Below are 18,530 nucleotides of genomic sequence, written 5' to 3' on the forward strand. Positions count from 1 at the left end.
CGGACGTCATTCATCCTCCGCCGCGCCGCGCGCCAGCACCGTCTCTCCACCGTCCTTCTCGAGCTCGATGAGCCGGCAGGGCGTCGCCTTCCGGATCCGCTCGGCCAGCGGGCGGGAGTGCGTCGTGATCCACAGCTGGCTCCGGGATGCCGCGTGCACAAGGAGATCCCCGAGCGGCCCGAGCAGATCCGGATGCAGGCTCGTCTCCGGCTCGTTCAGCGCCATCAGCAGCGGAGGCCTCGGGCTCAGCAGCGCCGCCAGGAGGCACAGATAGCGCGCCGTGCCGTCCGAGAACTCGCGGGCGTCGAGCGGCCGCGACATCCCCGGCAACCCGAGCTCGACGCGGAACCGCCCCTGCGTCGAGGAGACCTCGAGCGTCGCGCCCGGGAACGCGCTGGAGACGGCATCCTTCAAGGCGCCCCTGTCGCCGATGTCGAGGATCGTCGCCAGCGCCGCGGCGAGATCGTGGCCATCGGTGCTGAGCACCGGCGTCCGCACCCCGACCTGCTCCACCCGCAGCGGCGCGCCGGCGTCGGTGCGGAAGTGGTGATAGAACCGGAAGTTCATGAGCTGTTGCCGCACCGCCGAGAGCAACGGAAAGCGGTGCGGCTCCACCACCTGGGACAGCACCGACTCCGAGCCCCAGAGCGAGAAGGGGAAGGTCACGCGGTGGCCGTCCACGTCGCGCGCGAAGGCCGAGCCCGCGGCCCGCTCCAGCATCGGCAGGCGACGGCGCTTGTCGAGGAGCCAGAGGGTCTCTTCCTTGATGTCCGGGTCCAGCGCGAACGGCCCCGCAGGCGGCGGCGTCAGCCCGCACTGAAGCTCGTAGACGAGCTGATCCAGCCGCAGCCGCAGCGTCATCCGCACCGGGCCCTTGCTGCGCTGGCCAGCCCAGAGCACCGAGGGCATCCCCCCCTCGTCGGCCAGGGTGCGCGCGAAGCTCCCGCTCGCCGCGGCGCCGAGCAGCACCATGGTGCGATAGAGGTTGGTCTTGCCGACGCCGTTCGGTCCGACGATGACATTGACCTGCGCGAGGGGGAGGGTCAGCTCCCGGATCGAGCGATACCCGGCGACGTGGAGCTCCTGGACCGTCATCCCGCCCAGGATAGCCCGACGCCAGCCGCTTCCACAGAACCGGCGCGGCTGTCAGCCGCTTCTTGCGGGCCGAACGCTCGAGGACACGGGTCGATGAGCCGACTCACTGCTCGCCGCCTGCACACCCTGCTTCTTGAGCACGCCGATCTCCCCGTGGGGGCCCGGAAAAACCAAAGGACCCTTCCATGGGCGTCCTCGCGCTGGTACGGCCACGCGCGTCAGCGCGCGGAATGGAGGCGTCGAAACAGCTGACGAACCTCTTCCGCGAGGCTCTGGACGGGACCTTCCACGGGCAGTCCCGGAACGATATCGCGGATCGGCAGGCATCGCACCGGAGGCGCCGGAAGGCCCCACTCGGCGAGCCAGCCGGCCAGCTGTGCCGAAGAGCTCGCGTACACGATGCGGCCGAGCTGGACCCAGCCATGGGCCGCGGCGCACATGGGACAGTGCTCGGTCGAGGTGAAGACCGTCGCCGCGGCTCGCTCGTCGGGGGCGAGGTTCGCCGCCGCCCAGCGCGCCAGCGCGAGCTCCGGATGGCAGGTCGGATCGCCGCCGCCCACGCGGTTGTGATCCTCGGCGAGGACCGTTCCGTCCGCCGCGACCAGCACGGAGCCGAACGGCTCGTTGCCGGTCTCCAGCGCCAGCGCCGCGAGCTCGACGCAGCGTTGCAGGTGTCTCATCTCGGTGTTGCTCGGCATGGTCGTCTCCTTCGGGCGGCACGGGAGCACTGCTTCGTTCGGGCGGGAGGGGCCCTCGCAAGAACAGGACCGCTCACGATCGAGCAAGCGCGGCCAGGCGGCCCGCCATGTACCGCGCGGGCGACGTCCCGAGCGCTTTGCGGAACATGGTCACGAAGCTGCTCGCGCTCTCGTAGCCGAGGTCCAGCGCCACGCTTTGCACGGCCGCGCCGCGGGAGAGCCTCTGGATGGCGAGGATGATGTGGAGCTGCTGGCGCCAGCGGCCGAAGCTCAGGCCCGTCTCCTCGACCAGGAGACGGTTCAAGGTGCGCTCGCTGACGCCGATTCGCTTCGCCCACGTCCTCGTCGTCACGCCGATCGCCGGATCGGCGGTCATCGCATCCACCAGACGACGGAGCCGCGGATCGGTCGGCATGGGCAGGCGATGCTTCTCGATCGAGACCGTCGCGAGCTCGTCGAGGAGCACGCTCACGAGGCGCGCGTCCGGTCCGTCGAGATCGTAGAGCGCGGGGCGCGTCGCCAGGCGCAGCAAGAGCTCGCGGAAGAGCGGCGTCACCGACACCGCGCAGCAATCCCGCGGGAGGTCCGGCGCCGCGCCGGGCTCGACGAAGACGCCGTAGCCCTCGAGCGGCGCGCGCGCGCGGATCCGATGCGTCACTGCCGCGGGGATCCACAGCGCCGATCGCGGCGGCACGATCCAGAGGGCGCTCGACGCTTCGCAGATCATCTCTCCGCGCACCAGGTACACGAGCTGCGATTCGCGGTGCGCGTGAGGCTCGCTCTCGAGCCCGCCGCTCGCCATGGTGAGCCCGATCGCGTTCACCGGCCGCGCGACCGCGGTCTTCCAGCGTCCACAAGCCTCGAACGCGAAACGGGTCGCGAGCGACTCGAACGACGCCAACGCGGCACCGGGCTCGTTCGCCACCTGGACGTCTCCGTGAATCGTCCAGCCCGTCGGATGCGCGATCCGTGTCGCCCTCGACTTCTGCCGCTTCGCCGCCACGTCCGTTTTGATAAACAATTTGTCCTGATTGCGCAATGCGGCCAACGGCGCCGGTCGCTAGGTTCACCTCCATGCCATCGCCTTCCACCGCTTCCCCGGTGTCCAGCGCTGGACGCAATGCCTGTGAGGAGGGCAAGCGAATGCTCCGAGAATGTGTGTCCTCGACCGGAGGCCGACCATGAAGTCCGATCCCTTCGCCGTCCTGCCCGACGGGCGGGTGCGCGCCGTGCTGAGGCGCCTCCACGACGAGGCCGACCGGCAGATGCCGGGCGTCCTCCTCCACTTCCTGCCGCAGCTGCCGCGGATGCTCCTCGGCCGCAGCGTCGACGCCCCGGGGACGGAGCTCGACTTCGCCGACAAGTACATCGCGATCGGGCGCGACCAGGGCGCGTTCTGCTACCTGACGGCGCGGGCGCTCCGCGCCAGGACGATCGTCGAGTTCGGCACGTCCTTCGGCGTCTCGACGCTATGGCTGGCGGCGGCGGTGCGCGACAACGGCGGCGGCCGCGTCATCGGCACCGAGCTCGTGCCGGAGAAGGCGCGGCGCGCGCAGGCGAACCTGGAGGAGGCGGGACTCGCGTCCTTCGCCGAGATCCGCGTGGGCGACGCGACGGAGACGCTGCAGGCGGACCTCGGCGAGGTGGACTTCATGCTCAACGACGGGATGCCCCTGCGGGCCCTCGACGTGCTGAAGCTCGTCGCCCCGGCCCTGCGTCCGGGCGCCGTGGTCGTGACCGACAACGTCGGCGTCTTCAGGGCCGATTACCGCGATTACGTCGCCTACGTGCGCGATCCGCGTCACGGGTTCGCGTCGATGACGGTGCCATTCCGCTCGGGCACCGAGTACTCGGTCCGGCAGCCGGCGCGCCCGGGCTGATCGGGGACCAGCAGCTGCCCCGAGCAGCTCATCTCGCCCGAGCCAGCGCCACCGCGTCGGGGCCGGCCGGGAAGCGGAGCTGCCCCGATGCGTCGTTCGCGGCGCGCCACACCGCCTCGGCCACGTCGGACTCGCTCGTCACCAGCGCTGGCCGCTCGAAGGACGCGAAGATGCGCTGCGCGTAGGGCGCGTAGACCTCGGGAATCAGCCCTTCCATGCGCGAACCCCCGTTGCTGGCGAAGCGCGTCGTCGGGCCGTAGCCCGGCTCGACCAGCTTCACGCGCACGTCGAAGGCCTCGAGCTCGAACGCGAGCGACGCAGTGAACCCTTCGATGGCCGTCTTGCTGGCGGTGTACACGGCGACCAGCGGCATCGGCGCGAGCGTCGCGCTCGAGGTCACGTTCACCACCACGCCCGATCTCCGCGCGCGGAACCGGGGCAGCACGGCCTGCGTCATGGCCATCACGCCGAACGTGTTGGTCTCGAACACCTCGCGCACCGTGCTCATCGGCGTGGCCTCGAACGCGCCCAGGAGACCGATGCCGGCGTTGTTCACGAGAACGTCGATGGGCCCGCTCTCCTCCAGCGCAGCCGCGATGCTGTCGGGCCTCGTCACGTCGAGCGCCACCACGCGCAGCCGGTCCGACCGAGGCAGAGCGTCCTCGCGCGGCGTTCGCATCGTGGCGATCACGCTCCAGCCCTGCGCGTGGAAGCGGCGCGCTGTCTCGAGTCCATAACCCGAGGAGCAGCCAGTAATGAGCACGGTCTTCATCGCATTCCTCCAAGGTGAAGCTTGCCGTCAGCGGGCAGCTCGTTCGCCGCGGCACGCGCGGCGTTCATGGGGGGAACCTAGCGACCGTGTGCTGGACTATCTATCATTGGTAGTCCACATTTTGTTTGCTACAGTCCAGGGATGAGCGACCCGCTCTCGGAGGTCATCGCGCTGCTCCAGCCTCGCGCCGTGTTCTCGAAGCGCATCAGCGGCGCCGGGCGCTGGGGTGTTCGCTACGCGGACTTCGGCCAGCCGAGCTTCTGCGCCGTGCTGGAGGGGAGCTGTCGTCTCGCGGTGGACGGGGAGCGCGCCGTGACGATCGAGGCGGGCGACTTCGTGCTCCTGCCGGCGACGCCGGGCTTCACCCTGTCGGGCTTCGAGCCGGTGAGGCCAGAGCGCATCGACCCGAAGGTGACGTCCGCGCCGACGGAGGAGGTCCGCCATGGCACGCGCGGCGGACGCCCCGACGTGCGGCTGCTCGGAGGGTATTTCGTCTTCGATTCGCCTGACGCGGCTCTCCTGGTGTCGCTGCTGCCGGCGCTGGTGCACGTGCGCGGCGTCGAGCGGCTCTCGGTGCTGGTGCGGCTCGTCGGCGATGAATCGAACGAGCAGAGGGCGGGTCGCGACCTCGTGCTCACGCGGCTCGTGGAGGTGCTGCTCATCGAGGCGCTGCGGCTCACTCCGGGGGACGACGCGCCGCCGGGGCTCCTGCGCGGGCTGGCCGATGCGCGGCTCGCGCCGGCGATACGACAGATGCACGGTCAGCTCGCGCGCTCGTGGACGGTGACCGAGCTCGCGAAGGCCGCGGCCCTCTCGCGCTCGGCGTTCTTCGAGCGCTTCTCCCGCACCGTGGGCCTGCCGCCGATGGAATACCTGCTCGCCTGGCGCATGGCCGTCGCGAGGGATCTGCTCCGCCGCCACGATCTCGGGATCGCCGAGGTCGCCGAGCGCGTCGGCTACGGCTCGGCGAGCACCTTCAGCACCGCGTTCAGCCGACACGTGGGCGAGCCTCCGGGCCGCTACGCGCGCGCTGGATAGAGGGACGGCAAGGGCCAAGGGCGAGCCGACGAGCGACGGAAGGGGCTCCTGCGTCGTGGCGGTCCGATCCGCGCGCTTGACAATCAATAAGTGACGGCTTATGGGTTGGACATGCAGTGCGCGGCTGCGGCCGAAGACAAGATCTTCCAGGCGCTGGCGGACCCCAGCCGCCGGGCGATCTTCGAGTCGCTCACGCGCGGCGAAGCGGCGGTGAAGGACCTCACGGCGCGCTTCGACATCTCGCAGCCGGCGGTCTCGCAGCACCTCGCCGCCCTGAAGGACGCCGGGCTGGTGAGCGGCCGGCGCGAGGGGCGCTGCGTCTACTACCGGGTGGAGCCGCGTGGGATGAAGCCGCTCATCGACTGGATCGCACACTACCGCGCCTTCTGGACGGAGCACGTCGATCGCCTCGAACGACTGCTGGAGAAAATGGACGAATGACTCCCACCGACAAGACCGCCCGATCGGAAACCGAATCCCTCTCGCTCGAGTTCGATCTGCGTCATTCGCCGGAGAAGGTGTGGCGCGCGCTCACCGACCCGGTGCTGCTCACCGAGTGGCTCCTGCCCGTCGTTGGGTTCAAGCTCGAGTCGGGGACCGCGTTCACGTTCAAGACGCAGCCGTACCCCGGGTGGGACGGCGTCGTGAGCTGCCGGATGCTCGAGATCGAAGCGCAGAGGAAGCTCAGCTACACGTGGGGCGTCCCTTTCCTCGATACCGTCGTGACCTTCACGCTCACGCCCACGGCCTCGGGGACGCGCCTGTCCGTCGTGCAGTCGGGCTTCAAGCCGGACCAGAAGCAGGAGCTCGGCGGCGCGCGCTACGGCTGGAAGATGATGGGCGGGAAGCTCGTCGACCTGCTCGCGAAGATCTCCGTCGAACCTTGATGACATGAGCGCGAACATGACCTCCTCCAACCAACACCCCGCAGACAGCCACGACCTCATCCGCGTCCAGGGCGCCCGGGAGAACAACCTCAAGGACATCAGCGTCGAGCTCCCGAAGCGCCGGCTGACGGTGTTCACCGGCGTCTCGGGATCGGGCAAGTCGTCGCTGGTGTTCGGAACCATCGCGGCGGAGTCGCAGCGGCTGATCAACGAGACCTACAGCGCGTTCGTGCAGGGGTTCATGCCGACGCTGGCCAGGCCCGAGGTCGACGTCCTTCAAGGGCTGACGACCGCGATCATCATCGACCAGGAGCGGCTTGTCGGTAATCCCCGCTCGACGGTCGGCACGGTGACCGACGCGAACGCGATGCTTCGCGTGCTGTGGAGCCGCCTCGGCAAGCCGCACATCGGCGGGCCCGGGGCCTTCGCCTTCAACGTCCCGTCGGTCCGCGCGGCCGGAGCGATCACGGTCGAGAAGGGGGGGAAGAAGGCCGAGAAGGTCGTCTTCACCCGCACCGGCGGCATGTGCCCGCGATGCGAGGGCATGGGGTCGGTCAGCGACATCGACCTCAAGCAGATATACGACGAGAGCAAGTCGATCAACGAGGGGGCGATCACGATCCCCGGCTACAGCATGGATGGCTGGTACGGCCGCATCTTCAACGGCTGCGGCTTCTTCGACGCGGACAAGCCGATCCGTAAGTTCACCAAGAAGGAGCTCCACGACCTGCTCCACAAGGAGCCCACCAAGATCAAGGTCGACGGCATCAACCTGACCTACGAGGGGCTGATCCCGAAGATCCAGAAGTCGATGCTGTCCAGGGACCTCGACTCGCTGCAGCCGCACGTCCGAGCGTTCGTGGAGCGCGTTGCCACGTTCAGCACCTGTCCCGAGTGCCAGGGCACCCGGCTCAGCGAGGCCGCCCGGTCGTCCAAGATCAAGAAGATCAACATCGCCGAAGCCTGCGCGATGCAGATCAGCGAGCTGGCCGGGTGGGTGCGCGATCTGAACGAGCCGTCCGTCGCGCCGCTGCTCACCGCGCTGCGGCATACGCTCGACTCGTTCGTGGAGATCGGCCTCGGCTACCTCAGCCTCGACCGGCCGACAGGCACGCTGTCGGGCGGTGAGGCGCAGCGCACCAAGATGATCCGCCACCTCGGGTCGTCGCTCACCGACGTGACCTACGTCTTCGACGAGCCGACGGTCGGCCTGCACCCGCACGACATCCAGCGGATGAACGATCTGCTGCTGCGGCTGCGCGACAAGGGCAACACCGTCCTCGTGGTCGAGCACAAGCCGGAGGTGATCGCGATCGCCGACCACGTGGTCGACCTCGGCCCAGGCGCCGGCACCGGCGGCGGCGAGGTGGTCTTCGAGGGCACCGTGGATGGGCTGCGGAAGAGCGGCACGCTCACCGGGCGTCACCTGAGCGACCGGGCCTCCCTGAAGCCGTCGGTGCGGAAGCCGTCGGGTGTGATGAAGGTGCGCGGCGCCAGCGCGCACAACCTGAAGAACGTCAACGTCGACATCCCGCTCGGCGTGCTGGTGGTGGTGACCGGCGTGGCCGGGTCGGGCAAGAGCTCCCTGATCCATGGTTCGGTGTCGAACCGGGACGGGGTGGTGTCGGTCGACCAGACCCCGATCCGCGGTTCGCGACGGAGCAACCCGGCGACGTACACCGATCTGCTGGAGCCGATCCGCAAGGCGTTCGCGAAGGAGAACGGCGTCAAGCCCGCCCTGTTCAGCGCCAACTCCGAGGGCGCCTGTCCGACCTGCAACGGCGCCGGGGTGATCTACACCGACCTCGCGATGATGGCCGGCGTCACCACGGTCTGCGAGGACTGCGAGGGCCGGCGGTTCCAGGCGTCGGTCCTGAAATACCGGCTCGGCAAGCTCAACATCGCCGAGGTGCTCGATCTGTCGGTCCAGGAAGCGGTCGGCTTCTTCGGCGCCGGCGAGGCGCGTACGCCGGCCGCGCACGCGATCCTGCAGCGCATGGCCGATGTGGGGCTCGGCTACCTGCGGCTCGGCCAGCCGCTCACCACGCTGTCAGGTGGCGAGCGGCAGCGGCTCAAGCTCGCGACGCACATGGGGGCTGACGGCGGCGTCTACGTGCTCGACGAGCCGACCACCGGGCTGCACCTGGCCGACCTCGAGCAGCTCCTCGGGCTGCTGGACCGGCTGGTCGACGCCGGCAAGTCGGTCATCGTGATCGAGCACCACCAGGCGGTGATGGCGCACGCCGACTGGATCATCGACCTCGGGCCGGGCGCGGGCCACGACGGCGGGAGGATCGTGTTCGAAGGCACCCCGGCCGACCTGGTGGCGGCGAGGTCGACGCTGACCGGCGAGCACCTGGCGGCGTTCGTCGGCGGCGGTCCGAAGGCGGTCCGAGCAAGCGTGCCTGAAGCGCGTCGGGCTCGTCTCGAGACGAGGTCCCCATGAGCTGGAACACGCCCGTGACCTCCGGCCGCTGAGCGCGCCAGGCCCGGCGACGGATCGCCGCCCATCGCGCCGAGCGGCTACTCCCCGCCGCCGCGCGCCGACGCGACGAGCTCCTCCACGAAGCGCGACGCCGGCCGGGCCGCGAGCTCCTCCCACGTCCCCGCCTGCGTCACGCGCCCCGCCTCGAGCACGGCGACGCGGTGCGCGAGGAGCCGCGCGTCCGCCGCGTCGTGCGTGACGACGACCGTCGGCAAGGCGAGCGCCCGCAGGTAGTCCGCAAGGAACGTCCGGACCTCGCGGCGGGAATGGACGTCGAGCGCGGCGAGCGGCTCGTCGAGCAGCAGCGCGCGCGGGCCCACGGAGAGCGCGCGCGCGAGGGCCACGCGCTGCTGCTCGCCCCCGGAGAGCGCCTGCGTCCGGCGGCGGGCGAGCGCGGCGATGCCGAGCTCGTGGAGCATCGCGTCCACGCGCTCGCCGCGGGCAGCGCTGTCCACGCCGTTCCGCCGCGAGGCCGCGCTCCTCACCGCGAACGCGACGTTCTCACGCACGGTGAGGTGCGGGAACAACGCATAGTCCTGCGGGACATAGCCAATCCCGCGCTCCTCGACGGGCACGTCGACCCCCGCCTCCGTGTCGAGGAGCACCGCGCCTCCGACCTCCACCCGCCCTCGCTCCACGGGCAGCACGCCGAGGAGCAGCGAGAGAAGGCTCGTCTTCCCGGAGCCGTTGGGCCCCACCAGCGCCAGCGTTCCACGCCCGGTCTCGAGCCCCACGTCGAGGCGCAAACGCCCGATCCGCGCGGCCACGCGCGCGCGCAGGCTCGGCGCTTCCATCACAGCGCCGCCTCCGGCGGCTCGGTCGAGCGCCGCGCCACGGCCCGCACGAACAGGAGCAGCGCGAACGCCACGACGACAAGGATCATCGAGAGCGCCTGCGCGGCGCGCATGTCCGACTCGAGCGCCGTGTAGATGGCGAGCGGCAGCGTCTGCGTCCTGCCCTGCAGGTTGCCGGCGAACATGAGCGTCGCGCCGAACTCGCCGAGGGAGCGGGCCCAGCTCATCGCCGCCCCCGCGACCAGCGCCGGCGCCGCGAGCGGCAGCGCCACGCGGAAGAACACCCGCAGCGGCGACGCGCCGAACGTCCGCGCCACGACGAGGAGCTTCGCGTCGATCCGCCGGAACGCGCTGACCGCCGCCTGCACGAAGAACGGCGCCGACACGAACACCTCGGCCATGACGACGGCGGCGGTCGTGAACGTCACGGACCACCCCTCCGGGTAGAGCCACCCGGCCAGGAGCCCGCGCCGCCCGAACGCGAGCAGCATGGCCACGCCCGCCACCGCGGGCGGGATCACGATGGGGAGCTGCACCGCCGTCTCGACCGCGCGCGCGAGCCGCCCGCGCGCGCGCGACAGCGTCCAGGCGAGCGGCGTCCCGAGGACGACCACGAGGACGAGGCTCGCCGAGGTCGTGAGCAGGCTGAGGCGCAGCGCGGGCCCCACGAGCGGATGGCGGAGCCCCTGCTCGATGTCCGCCGCCGTGGCCGTCGCGAACAGCGCCAGGACCGGGACGGCCAGGAACGCCACGAGGACCGCGCCGACGGCGGCCAGCGCGGCCCGCTCTGCGCGGAGGCGCGCGCTCACGGGCCCGGGCCGCCCCCGGCGGGCGCCAGGAACCCGGCGCCCCGCAGCGCGCGCTGCCCGGCCTCCGACAGGACGAAGTCGACCCACGCCCGCGCGAGGCCGGCGTGCGCGGTGCCGGCCACGACCGCGATCGGGTACGCGGCGATGACGTTGATCTCGGGCGGGATGGCCACGACGGTCACGCCGTCCTGCGCCGCCTGCGCGTCCGTCCGGTAGACGACGCCGGCCTGCGCCTCGCCGAGCCGCACCTTGGTCAGCACCTGGCGCACGTTGAGCTCGCGCGAGACGACCTTGCCCTCCACGCGCGCGCGGAAATCCGCGCCCAGGGACGCGGAGGCGCGATCGAGGATCTCCAGCGTGTAGCGGCCGATCGGGACCTCCTGGGCGCCGAGCACGACGCGGGACGCGGCGGGGAGATCCGCGAGCCCCCGGATCGCCCCGGCGCTCTCCCGCGCGACGACGATCACCGGCTCGTTGCGGGCAAAGACGACGGGGCTCACCGCGCGCCCGGCCTTCACCAGCTCGTCCATGTGGCGCTGATCCGCCGAGGCGAACACGTCGGCCGCGGCGCCGTGCTCGAGCTGCGCGCGGAGCTCCTGCGTGCCGGCGAAGTTGAACGTGACCTCGACGCCGGCGTGAGCGCGCTCGAAGTCCCCGCCCATCGCGGTGAACACGTCGCGGAGCGAGGCGGCCGCGAAGACGACGAGCCTGTCCTCGCCCTTCACGGGCGCCGGCTCCGAGCGCCCGCAGCCGACGCCCGAGACGATGCACGCCGCGAGCAACAGGGGCGGTAGACACCGCAAGAAACGCCTCCGGGAACGACGCATCTGCATGCCTCGGTTCGATGCCTCCGCCGGCCCCGTCATGCCGCCCGGACCTCCGCGACCCGCTCGCCCGCCGGGCGTACGTCGTAGCCGAGCACCGAGAGCTCGCGGCGGAACTCCGCCGAGACGAGGACGTCGAGCAGGCGCTGGACCCGCGCGTCGCCGAGCGCCTCGCGCGGGAACGCGAGGTCGTAGCGCTCCTCGGCCAGCGCGACGAAGCCGAGCCCGAACGCCATCGCGGCGTCGCGCGTCGCGACGCCCGTGTCCGCCGCGCCCATCGCCACGGCGCGCGCGACGTCGAGGTGGCCGGTGAGCCGCACCTGCGGCCTGCGCGCGAGCTCGATCGGCATGCCGTGCGCCCGCACCTCGCGCTCGAGGAGCCGCTGGGCGCCGGCGCCCGCCTCGCGGCCGGCGAGGCGCAGGCCAGGGCGGCCCAGGTCGGCCGCGCCGCGGATGCGGTCCGTGTCCTCGCCGCGAACGACGAGGCCCGCCTCCCAGCGCGCCAGCGTGATGAGGACGATCGGCTCGGCGTGACCGAGCCGGCGGACGTCGGCGACGTTCGCCTCGCCGGTGCGCGCGTCGACCAGATGAACGCCCGCGACGTGGGTGCGCTGCCCGGCCAGCGCGCGGAGGGCCGCGGTGCTCGAGCGGGGGAACCACAGGAACCGCCCCGGCCCGGGCCTCGTGTTGAGCCGGTCGGCCAGCAGCCCGAGGCCGGCCGCGCAGCCCATCAGGACGACGTTCTCCTCGACCTCGGCGAGCGCCCGGAGGGGCTCGACGCACGCCTTCCCGCGCCGGTCGCCGGTCACGATGCCGTCCGCGGCCACCCGCACCGCGTCCTGCGCGAGCGCGTAGGAGACCCAGCGGCCCCCGATGCGCGCCATCGCGGCGCGGCCCGGCGCCGGCGGGCCGTCCGCCTCGGCGGTCACGAGCGTCGCCGCGCCCGGCGCGCCGAACAGGTCCTCGACCTTGCAATCGAGGGCCCTCGCGACGCGCAGCGCGACGTCGACCGCCGGGGTGGCGCGGCCCGCCTCGATGGCGCCCACGCTCTGCCGCGTGAGGCCGGCGCGCTCGGCGAGCGCGATCTGCGACAGCCCGCGCGCCTCGCGCTGCTCGCGGACCCGGTTCGCAGCTCGGTCGGCCATGGAGCGGATCCTTTACACCAGGGAAAGTGTGCTTGCCATCACCTGGCGTGCCCCTCGACGCCCGGACCGGCCGCCGCCCTGCGCCCGTGGGGCCGTGGGCAGGATGCGCGCCTGGCCCACAGGGCCGGGTCGCCCCGCTCGGCGCTCATGAACGGTCGCCGAGGAGCGGCCGCCACGCGCATTCCCTCGGCAAGAGAGCCCAGATGACGTCGGCGTTCGGACGAAAGCCGATCTCCCGCAGGACACGGGGCCGCGAGATGCGATCCATCCTGAACATGCGTGGCTCGTTCTTCCCCGTGTCCAGGGCGAGCACGTACCAGACAGGACTCTGGACCAGGAGGCCGTGCGGCTCCACGCGCCGCATCGACGGCTTCCCCTCGCGATCGCGGTAGTCGAACCCGAGGCCGACGCCGGAGGAGAACGACTCCTCGAACAGCCTCACCAGCTCTGCGGGAGGCGCCCCGGCGCCGGCGAGCACGGGCGCGCTCGCCGGCTCGCCGACGATGACCCTCCGGCAGAGGGCGCGCAGCTCTCGCGCTCGCTCCGGAGGGAGGCTGCTGAGCAGCTTGGTCAGCGCGGAGCTGGCGGCGCTGCTCCACGGAAGATCGCTCGCGGCCTGGGAGAGGCGCGCGGCGAGCCAGAGCGTCACGATCTCGGCGACCGAGAGGTGCACGGCGGTGACGCCCCGGCCCGCGCCGAGCCGGATCCCCCCGCCGGGGCCGGCCTCGCCCTCGATGTCGATGCCGCGCTCCCGCAGCGTCGCGAGATCCCTGCGCACCGTACGGGCGCTGACCCCGAGCGTGGCGGCCAGCTCGCCGACCGTCGTCGCTCCCCGCGCGCGAAGCACGTCGGAGAGCTCCATGACGCGGAGGGCGCGGGACATATGGTGACAGAATCTGTCAGGGTCTCACGCTAGTCAACGCCCATGTCCAGCACAACGAAGACCTGGTGGGCCGGCCTCGGCGTCGGTGCGGTCGGTGCGCTGCGCGGGCGCGTCGTCGTGAGCGCGGCGTCCTCGCCGGCGGGGGCCCATGCCCATGGCTGACAGGCTGAAAGACCTCTTCGACGAGCGGTGCGTCCGCTCGATCGCCCGCGATCTCCGCTCGGCGCATCCCGGCCTCGACGAGCGAGGCTTCGCCCGCGACTGCCTGGCCAGCCTCGCCGACCTGGAGCTCACGGGCCGCGCCTCCCACATCGCGGACGTCATGCACCACCACCTGCCGCAGCCCTTTCCGGAGGCGGCGCAGGTGATCGTCGCCTCCCTCGGGCCCGAGCTCGGCCGGAGCGACGCGTTCGGCCTCGCACCGTTGCAGTACATGCCGCACGTGTTCTATGTCGCGAAGCGCGGGCTCGACCACTTCGAGGACGCGATGACCGCGCAATACGAGCTGACGAAGCGGTTCTCCGCGGAGTTCAGCATCCGCTCGTTCCTGACGCGGCACGCCGACGCGACGATGCGCCGGCTCCGCGCGTGGGCCACCGACCCGAACGTCCATGTGCGGCGGCTGGTCTCCGAGGGGACGCGTCCACGGCTGCCGTGGGCCCCGCGGCTCCGCGCCTTCCAGCAGGACCCAGGCCCGGTCATCGAGCTGCTCGAGCTCCTGAAGGACGACCCCGAACGGTACGTGCAGCGCTCCGTCGCCAACAACATCAATGACATCAGCAAGGACCATCCGACCCTCGCGGCGGACCTCTGCCGGCGGTGGCTCGACGACGCGCCGCCCGGGCGGCGATGGATCGTGGGCCACGCGCTGCGCTCGCTCGTCAAGAAGGGCGATCGCGGCGCGCTCGACGCGCTCGGCTTCGCAGAGGAGCCGCGGGTCGAGGTCGCGAGCGTGTCTCTGTCCCCGCGACCGGTGAAGCTCGGCGGAGAGCTCCGCTTCTCGTTCGAGATCACGTCGACGGCGCCGCGCGACCAGGAGCTGCTCGTCGACTGCGCCGTGCACTTCGTGAAGGCGAACGGGTCGACCCGGCCGAGGGTGTTCAAGCTGCGGAAGCTCGTGCTCCCGCCGTCGGGTCGCGCCGAGATAGCCGGCAAGGTCTCCTTCGAGGAGATGACGACCCGTCGCCACTATCCCGGTCGCCACCGCATCGACGCGATGGTCAACGGCGTACCGCACCCCCTCGGGCAATTCGAGGTCTGCCGGTGACGGTGCGCGGGCGGCCTGCGCGGCGCGATGGCGCCGGCCTGTTCACGGGGCGCGCAGCGGACGGCTCACCGCGGGCAGGCTCATCGCGCGCTCCGGCGGGCTCCCCGCGCGCCGAGGCCGCTCGCGCTGTGTCGATCCAGCACAGAGCGCGACGAACGAGGCTCCCCATTCTCGGGGGGGTCGCGATTTCTCGAGGCGCCTGCGGCACGCCTGTCCGTCGGCGGCGCGCCTTCCGCCGCTCTCCGCCACGGCGCCGGGGCCCTCCTGCGCTTCGCGCCGTTCGGCCTGGTTCTTGAGAGGAACCCTTCCTGAAGAGTCATGCCGACGCGGTCGCGCTTCGAGGCCAAGGCGAGGGTAGGCTACGCCCTCCTGACCTTGCTCCTGGCGGCCGGGATGGCGTTCTCGGTGCGACGATTCTCGTCCGTGGCAGACGCTCAGATCGTCTGGCTCCGCGCCGAGGAGCACGAGATCACGCTCGTGAAGCGGCTCCGGTGGAACTGCGAGCTCGCGATGGTGAACGGCAGGGGCTACCAGATCTCCGGAGACGACAGCTTCCTGAGAGCCGCCCAGGACTCCACGGCGCGCTTCGACGAGAACGTCCGCGCGCTCCGCCGGACGCTCAGCCCGACGGCGCTCCAGCTCGTCGAGGAGGTCGAGCAGACGGCCAGGCGCTTCATGCGGCTCCAGGAAGAGCTGTTCACGGCCCGGCGACAGGCTCGATTCGAGGACGCGAGTCCGCTCGTGCGCCGGCTCGACGAGGAGCTGATGCCGCTCCGCCGCGAGCTCGATGGCTCCCTCGCTCGCCTCGTCGAGCACAAGGAAGACCAGCTCACGGCGCGTTACGACAAGGCGAGGGCGGATCTGGACCAGCTGGAGGTGCGGCTGTATACCCTGCTGGGCTCGCTGGTGCTCGCGGGCTTCGGGATCGCCTGGTACTTCACGAACCGCCTCGGCCGCTCGTACAACCAGGTGCGGGAGGCGCGCGAGGCCGCGCGCAGGGCGGTGGCGGCGCGCGACGAGCTCATGGGCATCGTGGCCCACGACCTGCGCAACCCGCTCGGCGCCATCACGCTGAAGGCGGCGCTGCTACGGAAGACGAGCGACTCGGAGAGGGTGCGGCATCACGCGGAGTCGATGGAGCACGTCGCCAAGCGGATGGAGCACCTCATCCGGACCATGCTCGACGTGACGACGATCGAGGCCAGCAAGTTCAGCGTGACGCTGGCGCCGTGCGCGGTGGACGATCTCCTGCGCGAGACGCTGGAGGTGTTCGGGCCCCTCGCCGAGTCCAGACAGGTCCGGTTCGATCACGGCGTGAAGGAGCCCGGCCTCATGATCAGCGCGGAGCGGGAGCGCGTGCTCCAGGTGCTGTCGAACCTCCTCGGGAACGCGCTGAAGTTCACGCCCCAGGGCGGTCGCGTCACCCTGTCCGTGCACCGGGAGGGGGCGATGGCCTGCTTCGCCGTCGCCGACACAGGGCCCGGTATCCCCCGCGAGAACCTCCCGAGCATCTTCGAGCGGTACTGGAAGGACGAGACGCCCGGCAAGAAGGGCACCGGGCTGGGGCTCTACATCGCCAAGGGGATCATCGACGCGCACAAGGGCCGTATCTGGGCGGAGAGCGAGGTGGGGCGCGGCGCCCGGTTCTATTTCACGCTCCCGCTCGTGGAGCCGGCTGGACGCGAGGCTCCGGCCGAGGAGATCGGAGCGCCGTTCCACCCGGCCTGAGGCCGCAGCCGTCCGCTCTTCACCGCGGATGCGCGACGGCCACGCTCACCACGCCACGCGGAGCGGCATCTTCTCCAGCTCCGTCGGCATGTAGGGACGGATCGCCCTGGCCGCGCCCCGCCACACCACGGTGACGCGATCGTGATCGGGCTCGATCGTGACCGTCTGGATCACCGGATCGGCCTTGTTCATCTTGCCATTGCGGCCATCCGTGGCGATCTCCGGCCGCTCGCCGGGGAGCCGGATCTCCCATTTCGGGTGCCGCGGGTGCAGGTTGTAGAGCACGAGCTCCTCGTCGCCCGCGAGGTGCGGGAGCTGTAAACCCAGAGATCCGCAGCACGTGAAGCGGAAGTCGATGTCGTGGTCCGGGCTCAGGAAGGTCTCCTTCAGGACGGACGTGGGCGCGAAGCCGCGCCGCACCTCCTGGAACACGGCGTGCTCCTGATCGTGGAGCGGCACGACCCCCATGTACCCGAAGCGAGGGAACCACCCGTAATCCAGCGCGCCGTACGACGCGGGGAGCGGCATCCTCGGCCACGCCCGGGTGCTGCCCACGACCATCCGCTCCGGCGTGAGCCGGTCTTCGGGGTCCTCCAGGTTGGGCAGGACGAGGGCCTCCACCGCGTCCGGCGTGGCCTCGATCAGGTAGCCCTTCCCCGCGAAGTTGCGCGGGTAGCTGTACTCGCTCGCGCCGGGGCCCTGCGCCTCGCGCGGCATGCACGCCTTGATCGGCGCGGTGGGATCGCCGAGCCGCGCCTCGGCCACGGCGTCGATGCCGCCGTAAGCCCGATCGTAGCCGAGCGGCATGCGCTCGAACGGCGCCGGATCCGAGAACAAGAGGCGCCCCGTGTGCGACAGCGCGGCGCGCCTGTCGCCGAGCACGAGCACCTGCTTCGAGCGCTCGCCGACGCGCACCGCCGTGAGGAGGGACGAGGCAGGACCGGGCGCGTACGCGTGGCCCAGCACCAGCACGTCGGTGAGGGGCTTGAAGGCGACGAGGTCGGTGTCGTGCACGATGACCGCGGGCGCGGCTGGATCCAGGATGAAGTCCTCGAACAGCGGGACCTGCTCGGACGCGCGCGACAGGCGGCCGCGGCCATCGACGCTGTACGTTCGCTTGCAGACCACGGAGAGGATCTGCCCGCCCTCGGGATCTTTCGCCGAGAGCTGGCGCGCCGTGAGGCCGGGGCTGGAGAACGATTCTTTCATCGCCTGCCTGTCGGCGTGGGCGCCGGGGCCGGGGTCGGCGCGGGGGTCGGCGTGGGCGGCGCCGGCGCGGTCGGCGCAGGGGTCGCGGTGGAGGGCGACGGCGGGGTCGGCGCGGGGCCCGGCGCGGGCACGGGCACGGGCCCCGCGGGCGCGGACGGATACTGGGGCACCGAGGGGCTGTTGAAGTAGTCGTACACGGCGCCGTGCGCCCACCCGGACGGGTCGAAATACGAGGTGTCGCCGAAGTTGGCGCCGCCGCCCAGCGTCCAGGGGGCCGAATACCCGAGCGGCGACCCGTGCCCCAGGATGCTGATCGCCGCGGCAGGGACGTTGCCCGCGAAGTACGCGGCGGACCGGTTCCACCCCGTGGCATGCAAGGCAGAGCCGAGCATCGTGCCCGACGGCAGGCGCTCCACGAGCCCGGGCGCGATGCGGCGCCACAGCGGGCCGGTGATCCGGTCGACGAACCGGCCGAACGCCTTGGTCGCCGTGAGCTTGTTCACGAGGGCCTGGATCGCCCAGTCGACGACCGCCGCGGCGAGCCCCGCCAGGAAGTCGGCCAGCGACATGGCCGCCTGGACGCTCGTCCACGTGATCACGACCCCCACGCCCGGCAGCGGCGACGTGTACCCGAAGCAGTTGAGGTTGAGGTTGACGATCTTGGCGACCGCCACCGCGACCGGCGCGTCCTCCACCAGCACGGCGTTGACGCCGAACTCCGACTTGGACCCGGTGAGCGTGTTCCAGATGGGGAGCAGGAAGTGGGGGATGAGCGGTATCGGGACGTGGATGACGAAGAAGCCGATGTCCGTCCCCCGCTGCATCGTCTTGTTGCCATCGCACAGCACGATGGAGCTGTCCTTCGCCGTGGCGAAGCCCCAGATCGCCCAGTGGTTGAACGCGCCGGTGATGTGGGCGTAGATCGGGATGAGCGGCAGGCCGACCGGCGGCGGGAGCGCCGTGTGCGGGTCGAGGCCGATCATCGGGTTCACGTGGACGAGGACGTTGCAGTACAT

18 protein-coding genes are annotated in these 18,530 nt (G+C 71.4%); 7 read left to right on the forward strand and 11 right to left on the reverse strand.

The window, feature by feature from the left end; all coding sequences use genetic code 11:
• Window positions 1-6: 6 nt before the first annotated feature.
• From WME96_RS06405 to WME96_RS06415, 3 genes are all read right to left on the reverse strand, one after another.
• Window positions 7-1,095 carry an AAA family ATPase gene (locus WME96_RS06405; RefSeq protein WP_437289278.1) on the reverse strand — a complete coding sequence of 363 codons (1,089 nt, stop codon included), beginning with the start codon at window positions 1,093-1,095 and terminating at the stop codon, window positions 7-9.
• Window positions 1,096-1,313: 218 nt separating this feature from the next.
• Window positions 1,314-1,793: a nucleoside deaminase gene (locus WME96_RS06410; RefSeq protein ID WP_437289279.1), complete on the reverse strand. Its 480-nt coding sequence runs from the start codon at window positions 1,791-1,793 to the stop codon at window positions 1,314-1,316.
• 73 nt (window positions 1,794-1,866) lie between these two features.
• Window positions 1,867-2,718, reverse strand: a complete 852-nt coding sequence (locus WME96_RS06415) for an AraC family transcriptional regulator (RefSeq protein WP_437292282.1) — start codon at window positions 2,716-2,718, stop codon at window positions 1,867-1,869.
• Window positions 2,719-2,974: 256 nt separating this feature from the next.
• On the opposite strand from WME96_RS06415, the gene WME96_RS06420 reads away from it, so the two are divergent.
• The gene (locus WME96_RS06420; RefSeq protein WP_437289280.1) at window positions 2,975-3,673 is read left to right on the forward strand and encodes an O-methyltransferase; all 699 of its coding nucleotides are present in this window, start codon (window positions 2,975-2,977) and stop codon (window positions 3,671-3,673) included.
• Between the two features lie 28 nt (window positions 3,674-3,701).
• Here the strand turns inward: WME96_RS06420 and WME96_RS06425 are convergent, their stop codons facing one another.
• Window positions 3,702-4,445: an SDR family oxidoreductase gene (locus tag WME96_RS06425; protein WP_437289281.1), complete on the reverse strand. Its 744-nt coding sequence runs from the start codon at window positions 4,443-4,445 to the stop codon at window positions 3,702-3,704.
• Between the two features lie 141 nt (window positions 4,446-4,586).
• Here WME96_RS06425 and WME96_RS06430 point away from each other — a divergent pair, with 141 nt between their 5' ends.
• The 4 genes from WME96_RS06430 to WME96_RS06445 all read left to right on the forward strand — a co-directional run bounded on the left by WME96_RS06430 (window position 4,587) and on the right by WME96_RS06445 (window position 8,816).
• On the forward strand, window positions 4,587-5,483 hold the full coding sequence (locus tag WME96_RS06430) for an AraC family transcriptional regulator (RefSeq protein WP_437289282.1): 897 nt from the start codon (window positions 4,587-4,589) through the stop codon (window positions 5,481-5,483).
• A gap of 111 nt (window positions 5,484-5,594) precedes the next feature.
• Window positions 5,595-5,924 carry an ArsR/SmtB family transcription factor gene (locus tag WME96_RS06435; protein WP_437289283.1) on the forward strand — a complete coding sequence of 110 codons (330 nt, stop codon included), beginning with the start codon at window positions 5,595-5,597 and terminating at the stop codon, window positions 5,922-5,924.
• Window positions 5,921-6,370: an SRPBCC family protein gene (locus tag WME96_RS06440; protein WP_437289284.1), complete on the forward strand. Its 450-nt coding sequence runs from the start codon at window positions 5,921-5,923 to the stop codon at window positions 6,368-6,370. Before WME96_RS06435 ends, WME96_RS06440 begins: the two co-directional genes overlap by 4 nt.
• A gap of 16 nt (window positions 6,371-6,386) precedes the next feature.
• Window positions 6,387-8,816: an ATP-binding cassette domain-containing protein gene (locus tag WME96_RS06445; RefSeq protein WP_437289285.1), complete on the forward strand. Its 2,430-nt coding sequence runs from the start codon at window positions 6,387-6,389 to the stop codon at window positions 8,814-8,816.
• 77 nt (window positions 8,817-8,893) lie between these two features.
• Here WME96_RS06445 and WME96_RS06450 read toward each other — a convergent pair whose 3' ends face one another.
• The 5 genes from WME96_RS06450 to WME96_RS06470 form a co-directional block, all read right to left on the reverse strand.
• Entirely contained in the window at window positions 8,894-9,649 is a 756-nt protein-coding gene (locus WME96_RS06450; protein WP_437289286.1) for an ABC transporter ATP-binding protein, read from the reverse strand.
• Window positions 9,649-10,458, reverse strand: coding sequence for an ABC transporter permease (locus tag WME96_RS06455; protein WP_437289287.1), 810 nt, complete (start codon window positions 10,456-10,458; stop codon window positions 9,649-9,651). The genes WME96_RS06450 and WME96_RS06455 overlap by 1 nt, the downstream gene beginning before the upstream one ends.
• Complete coding sequence (gene modA / locus WME96_RS06460; RefSeq protein ID WP_437289288.1) at window positions 10,455-11,285, reverse strand: molybdate ABC transporter substrate-binding protein; 831 nt, start codon at window positions 11,283-11,285, stop codon at window positions 10,455-10,457. The genes WME96_RS06455 and modA overlap by 4 nt, the downstream gene beginning before the upstream one ends.
• Before the next feature lie 35 nt (window positions 11,286-11,320).
• Window positions 11,321-12,427 carry a substrate-binding domain-containing protein gene (locus WME96_RS06465; protein ID WP_437289289.1) on the reverse strand — a complete coding sequence of 369 codons (1,107 nt, stop codon included), beginning with the start codon at window positions 12,425-12,427 and terminating at the stop codon, window positions 11,321-11,323.
• A 145-nt stretch (window positions 12,428-12,572) separates the two neighbouring features.
• Window positions 12,573-13,310 (reverse strand): helix-turn-helix transcriptional regulator, encoded by a 738-nt coding sequence (locus WME96_RS06470; protein WP_437289290.1) that lies wholly within the window; start codon window positions 13,308-13,310, stop codon window positions 12,573-12,575.
• Window positions 13,311-13,464: 154 nt separating this feature from the next.
• Here WME96_RS06470 and WME96_RS06475 point away from each other — a divergent pair, with 154 nt between their 5' ends.
• Both WME96_RS06475 and WME96_RS06480 read left to right on the forward strand, forming a co-directional pair.
• On the forward strand, window positions 13,465-14,577 hold the full coding sequence (locus tag WME96_RS06475) for a DNA alkylation repair protein (protein WP_437289291.1): 1,113 nt from the start codon (window positions 13,465-13,467) through the stop codon (window positions 14,575-14,577).
• Between the two features lie 318 nt (window positions 14,578-14,895).
• Window positions 14,896-16,305 (forward strand): sensor histidine kinase, encoded by a 1,410-nt coding sequence (locus WME96_RS06480; protein ID WP_437289292.1) that lies wholly within the window; start codon window positions 14,896-14,898, stop codon window positions 16,303-16,305.
• 45 nt (window positions 16,306-16,350) lie between these two features.
• Here the strand turns inward: WME96_RS06480 and WME96_RS06485 are convergent, their stop codons facing one another.
• Window positions 16,351-17,514: a DUF2169 family type VI secretion system accessory protein gene (locus WME96_RS06485; RefSeq protein ID WP_437289293.1), complete on the reverse strand. Its 1,164-nt coding sequence runs from the start codon at window positions 17,512-17,514 to the stop codon at window positions 16,351-16,353.
• The gene (locus WME96_RS06490; protein WP_437289294.1) at window positions 17,511-18,530 is read right to left on the reverse strand and encodes a hypothetical protein; all 1,020 of its coding nucleotides are present in this window, start codon (window positions 18,528-18,530) and stop codon (window positions 17,511-17,513) included. Before WME96_RS06490 ends, WME96_RS06485 begins: the two co-directional genes overlap by 4 nt.

It is taken from the genome of Sorangium sp. So ce406 (assembly GCF_051474675.1).
Lineage (GTDB): Bacteria > Myxococcota_A > Polyangia > Polyangiales > Polyangiaceae > Sorangium > Sorangium cellulosum_G.

Coding starts and splice junctions, on each gene's coding strand:
- WME96_RS06440 (WP_437289284.1), top strand. CDS start 5,921: ATGACTCCCACCGACAAGACCGCCCGATCGGAAACCGAATCCCTCTCG.
- WME96_RS06490 (WP_437289294.1), bottom strand. CDS start 18,530: ATGTACTGCAACGTCCTCGTCCACGTGAACCCGATGATCGGCCTCGAC.
- WME96_RS06435 (WP_437289283.1), top strand. CDS start 5,595: ATGCAGTGCGCGGCTGCGGCCGAAGACAAGATCTTCCAGGCGCTGGCG.
- WME96_RS06465 (WP_437289289.1), bottom strand. CDS start 12,427: ATGGCCGACCGAGCTGCGAACCGGGTCCGCGAGCAGCGCGAGGCGCGC.
- WME96_RS06410 (WP_437289279.1), bottom strand. CDS start 1,793: ATGCCGAGCAACACCGAGATGAGACACCTGCAACGCTGCGTCGAGCTC.
- WME96_RS06470 (WP_437289290.1), bottom strand. CDS start 13,310: ATGTCCCGCGCCCTCCGCGTCATGGAGCTCTCCGACGTGCTTCGCGCG.
- modA (WP_437289288.1), bottom strand. CDS start 11,285: ATGCGTCGTTCCCGGAGGCGTTTCTTGCGGTGTCTACCGCCCCTGTTG.
- WME96_RS06405 (WP_437289278.1), bottom strand. CDS start 1,095: ATGACGGTCCAGGAGCTCCACGTCGCCGGGTATCGCTCGATCCGGGAG.
- WME96_RS06450 (WP_437289286.1), bottom strand. CDS start 9,649: ATGGAAGCGCCGAGCCTGCGCGCGCGCGTGGCCGCGCGGATCGGGCGT.
- WME96_RS06420 (WP_437289280.1), top strand. CDS start 2,975: ATGAAGTCCGATCCCTTCGCCGTCCTGCCCGACGGGCGGGTGCGCGCC.
- WME96_RS06485 (WP_437289293.1), bottom strand. CDS start 17,514: ATGAAAGAATCGTTCTCCAGCCCCGGCCTCACGGCGCGCCAGCTCTCG.
- WME96_RS06480 (WP_437289292.1), top strand. CDS start 14,896: ATGCCGACGCGGTCGCGCTTCGAGGCCAAGGCGAGGGTAGGCTACGCC.
- WME96_RS06425 (WP_437289281.1), bottom strand. CDS start 4,445: ATGAAGACCGTGCTCATTACTGGCTGCTCCTCGGGTTATGGACTCGAG.
- WME96_RS06475 (WP_437289291.1), top strand. CDS start 13,465: ATGGCTGACAGGCTGAAAGACCTCTTCGACGAGCGGTGCGTCCGCTCG.
- WME96_RS06445 (WP_437289285.1), top strand. CDS start 6,387: ATGACCTCCTCCAACCAACACCCCGCAGACAGCCACGACCTCATCCGC.
- WME96_RS06430 (WP_437289282.1), top strand. CDS start 4,587: ATGAGCGACCCGCTCTCGGAGGTCATCGCGCTGCTCCAGCCTCGCGCC.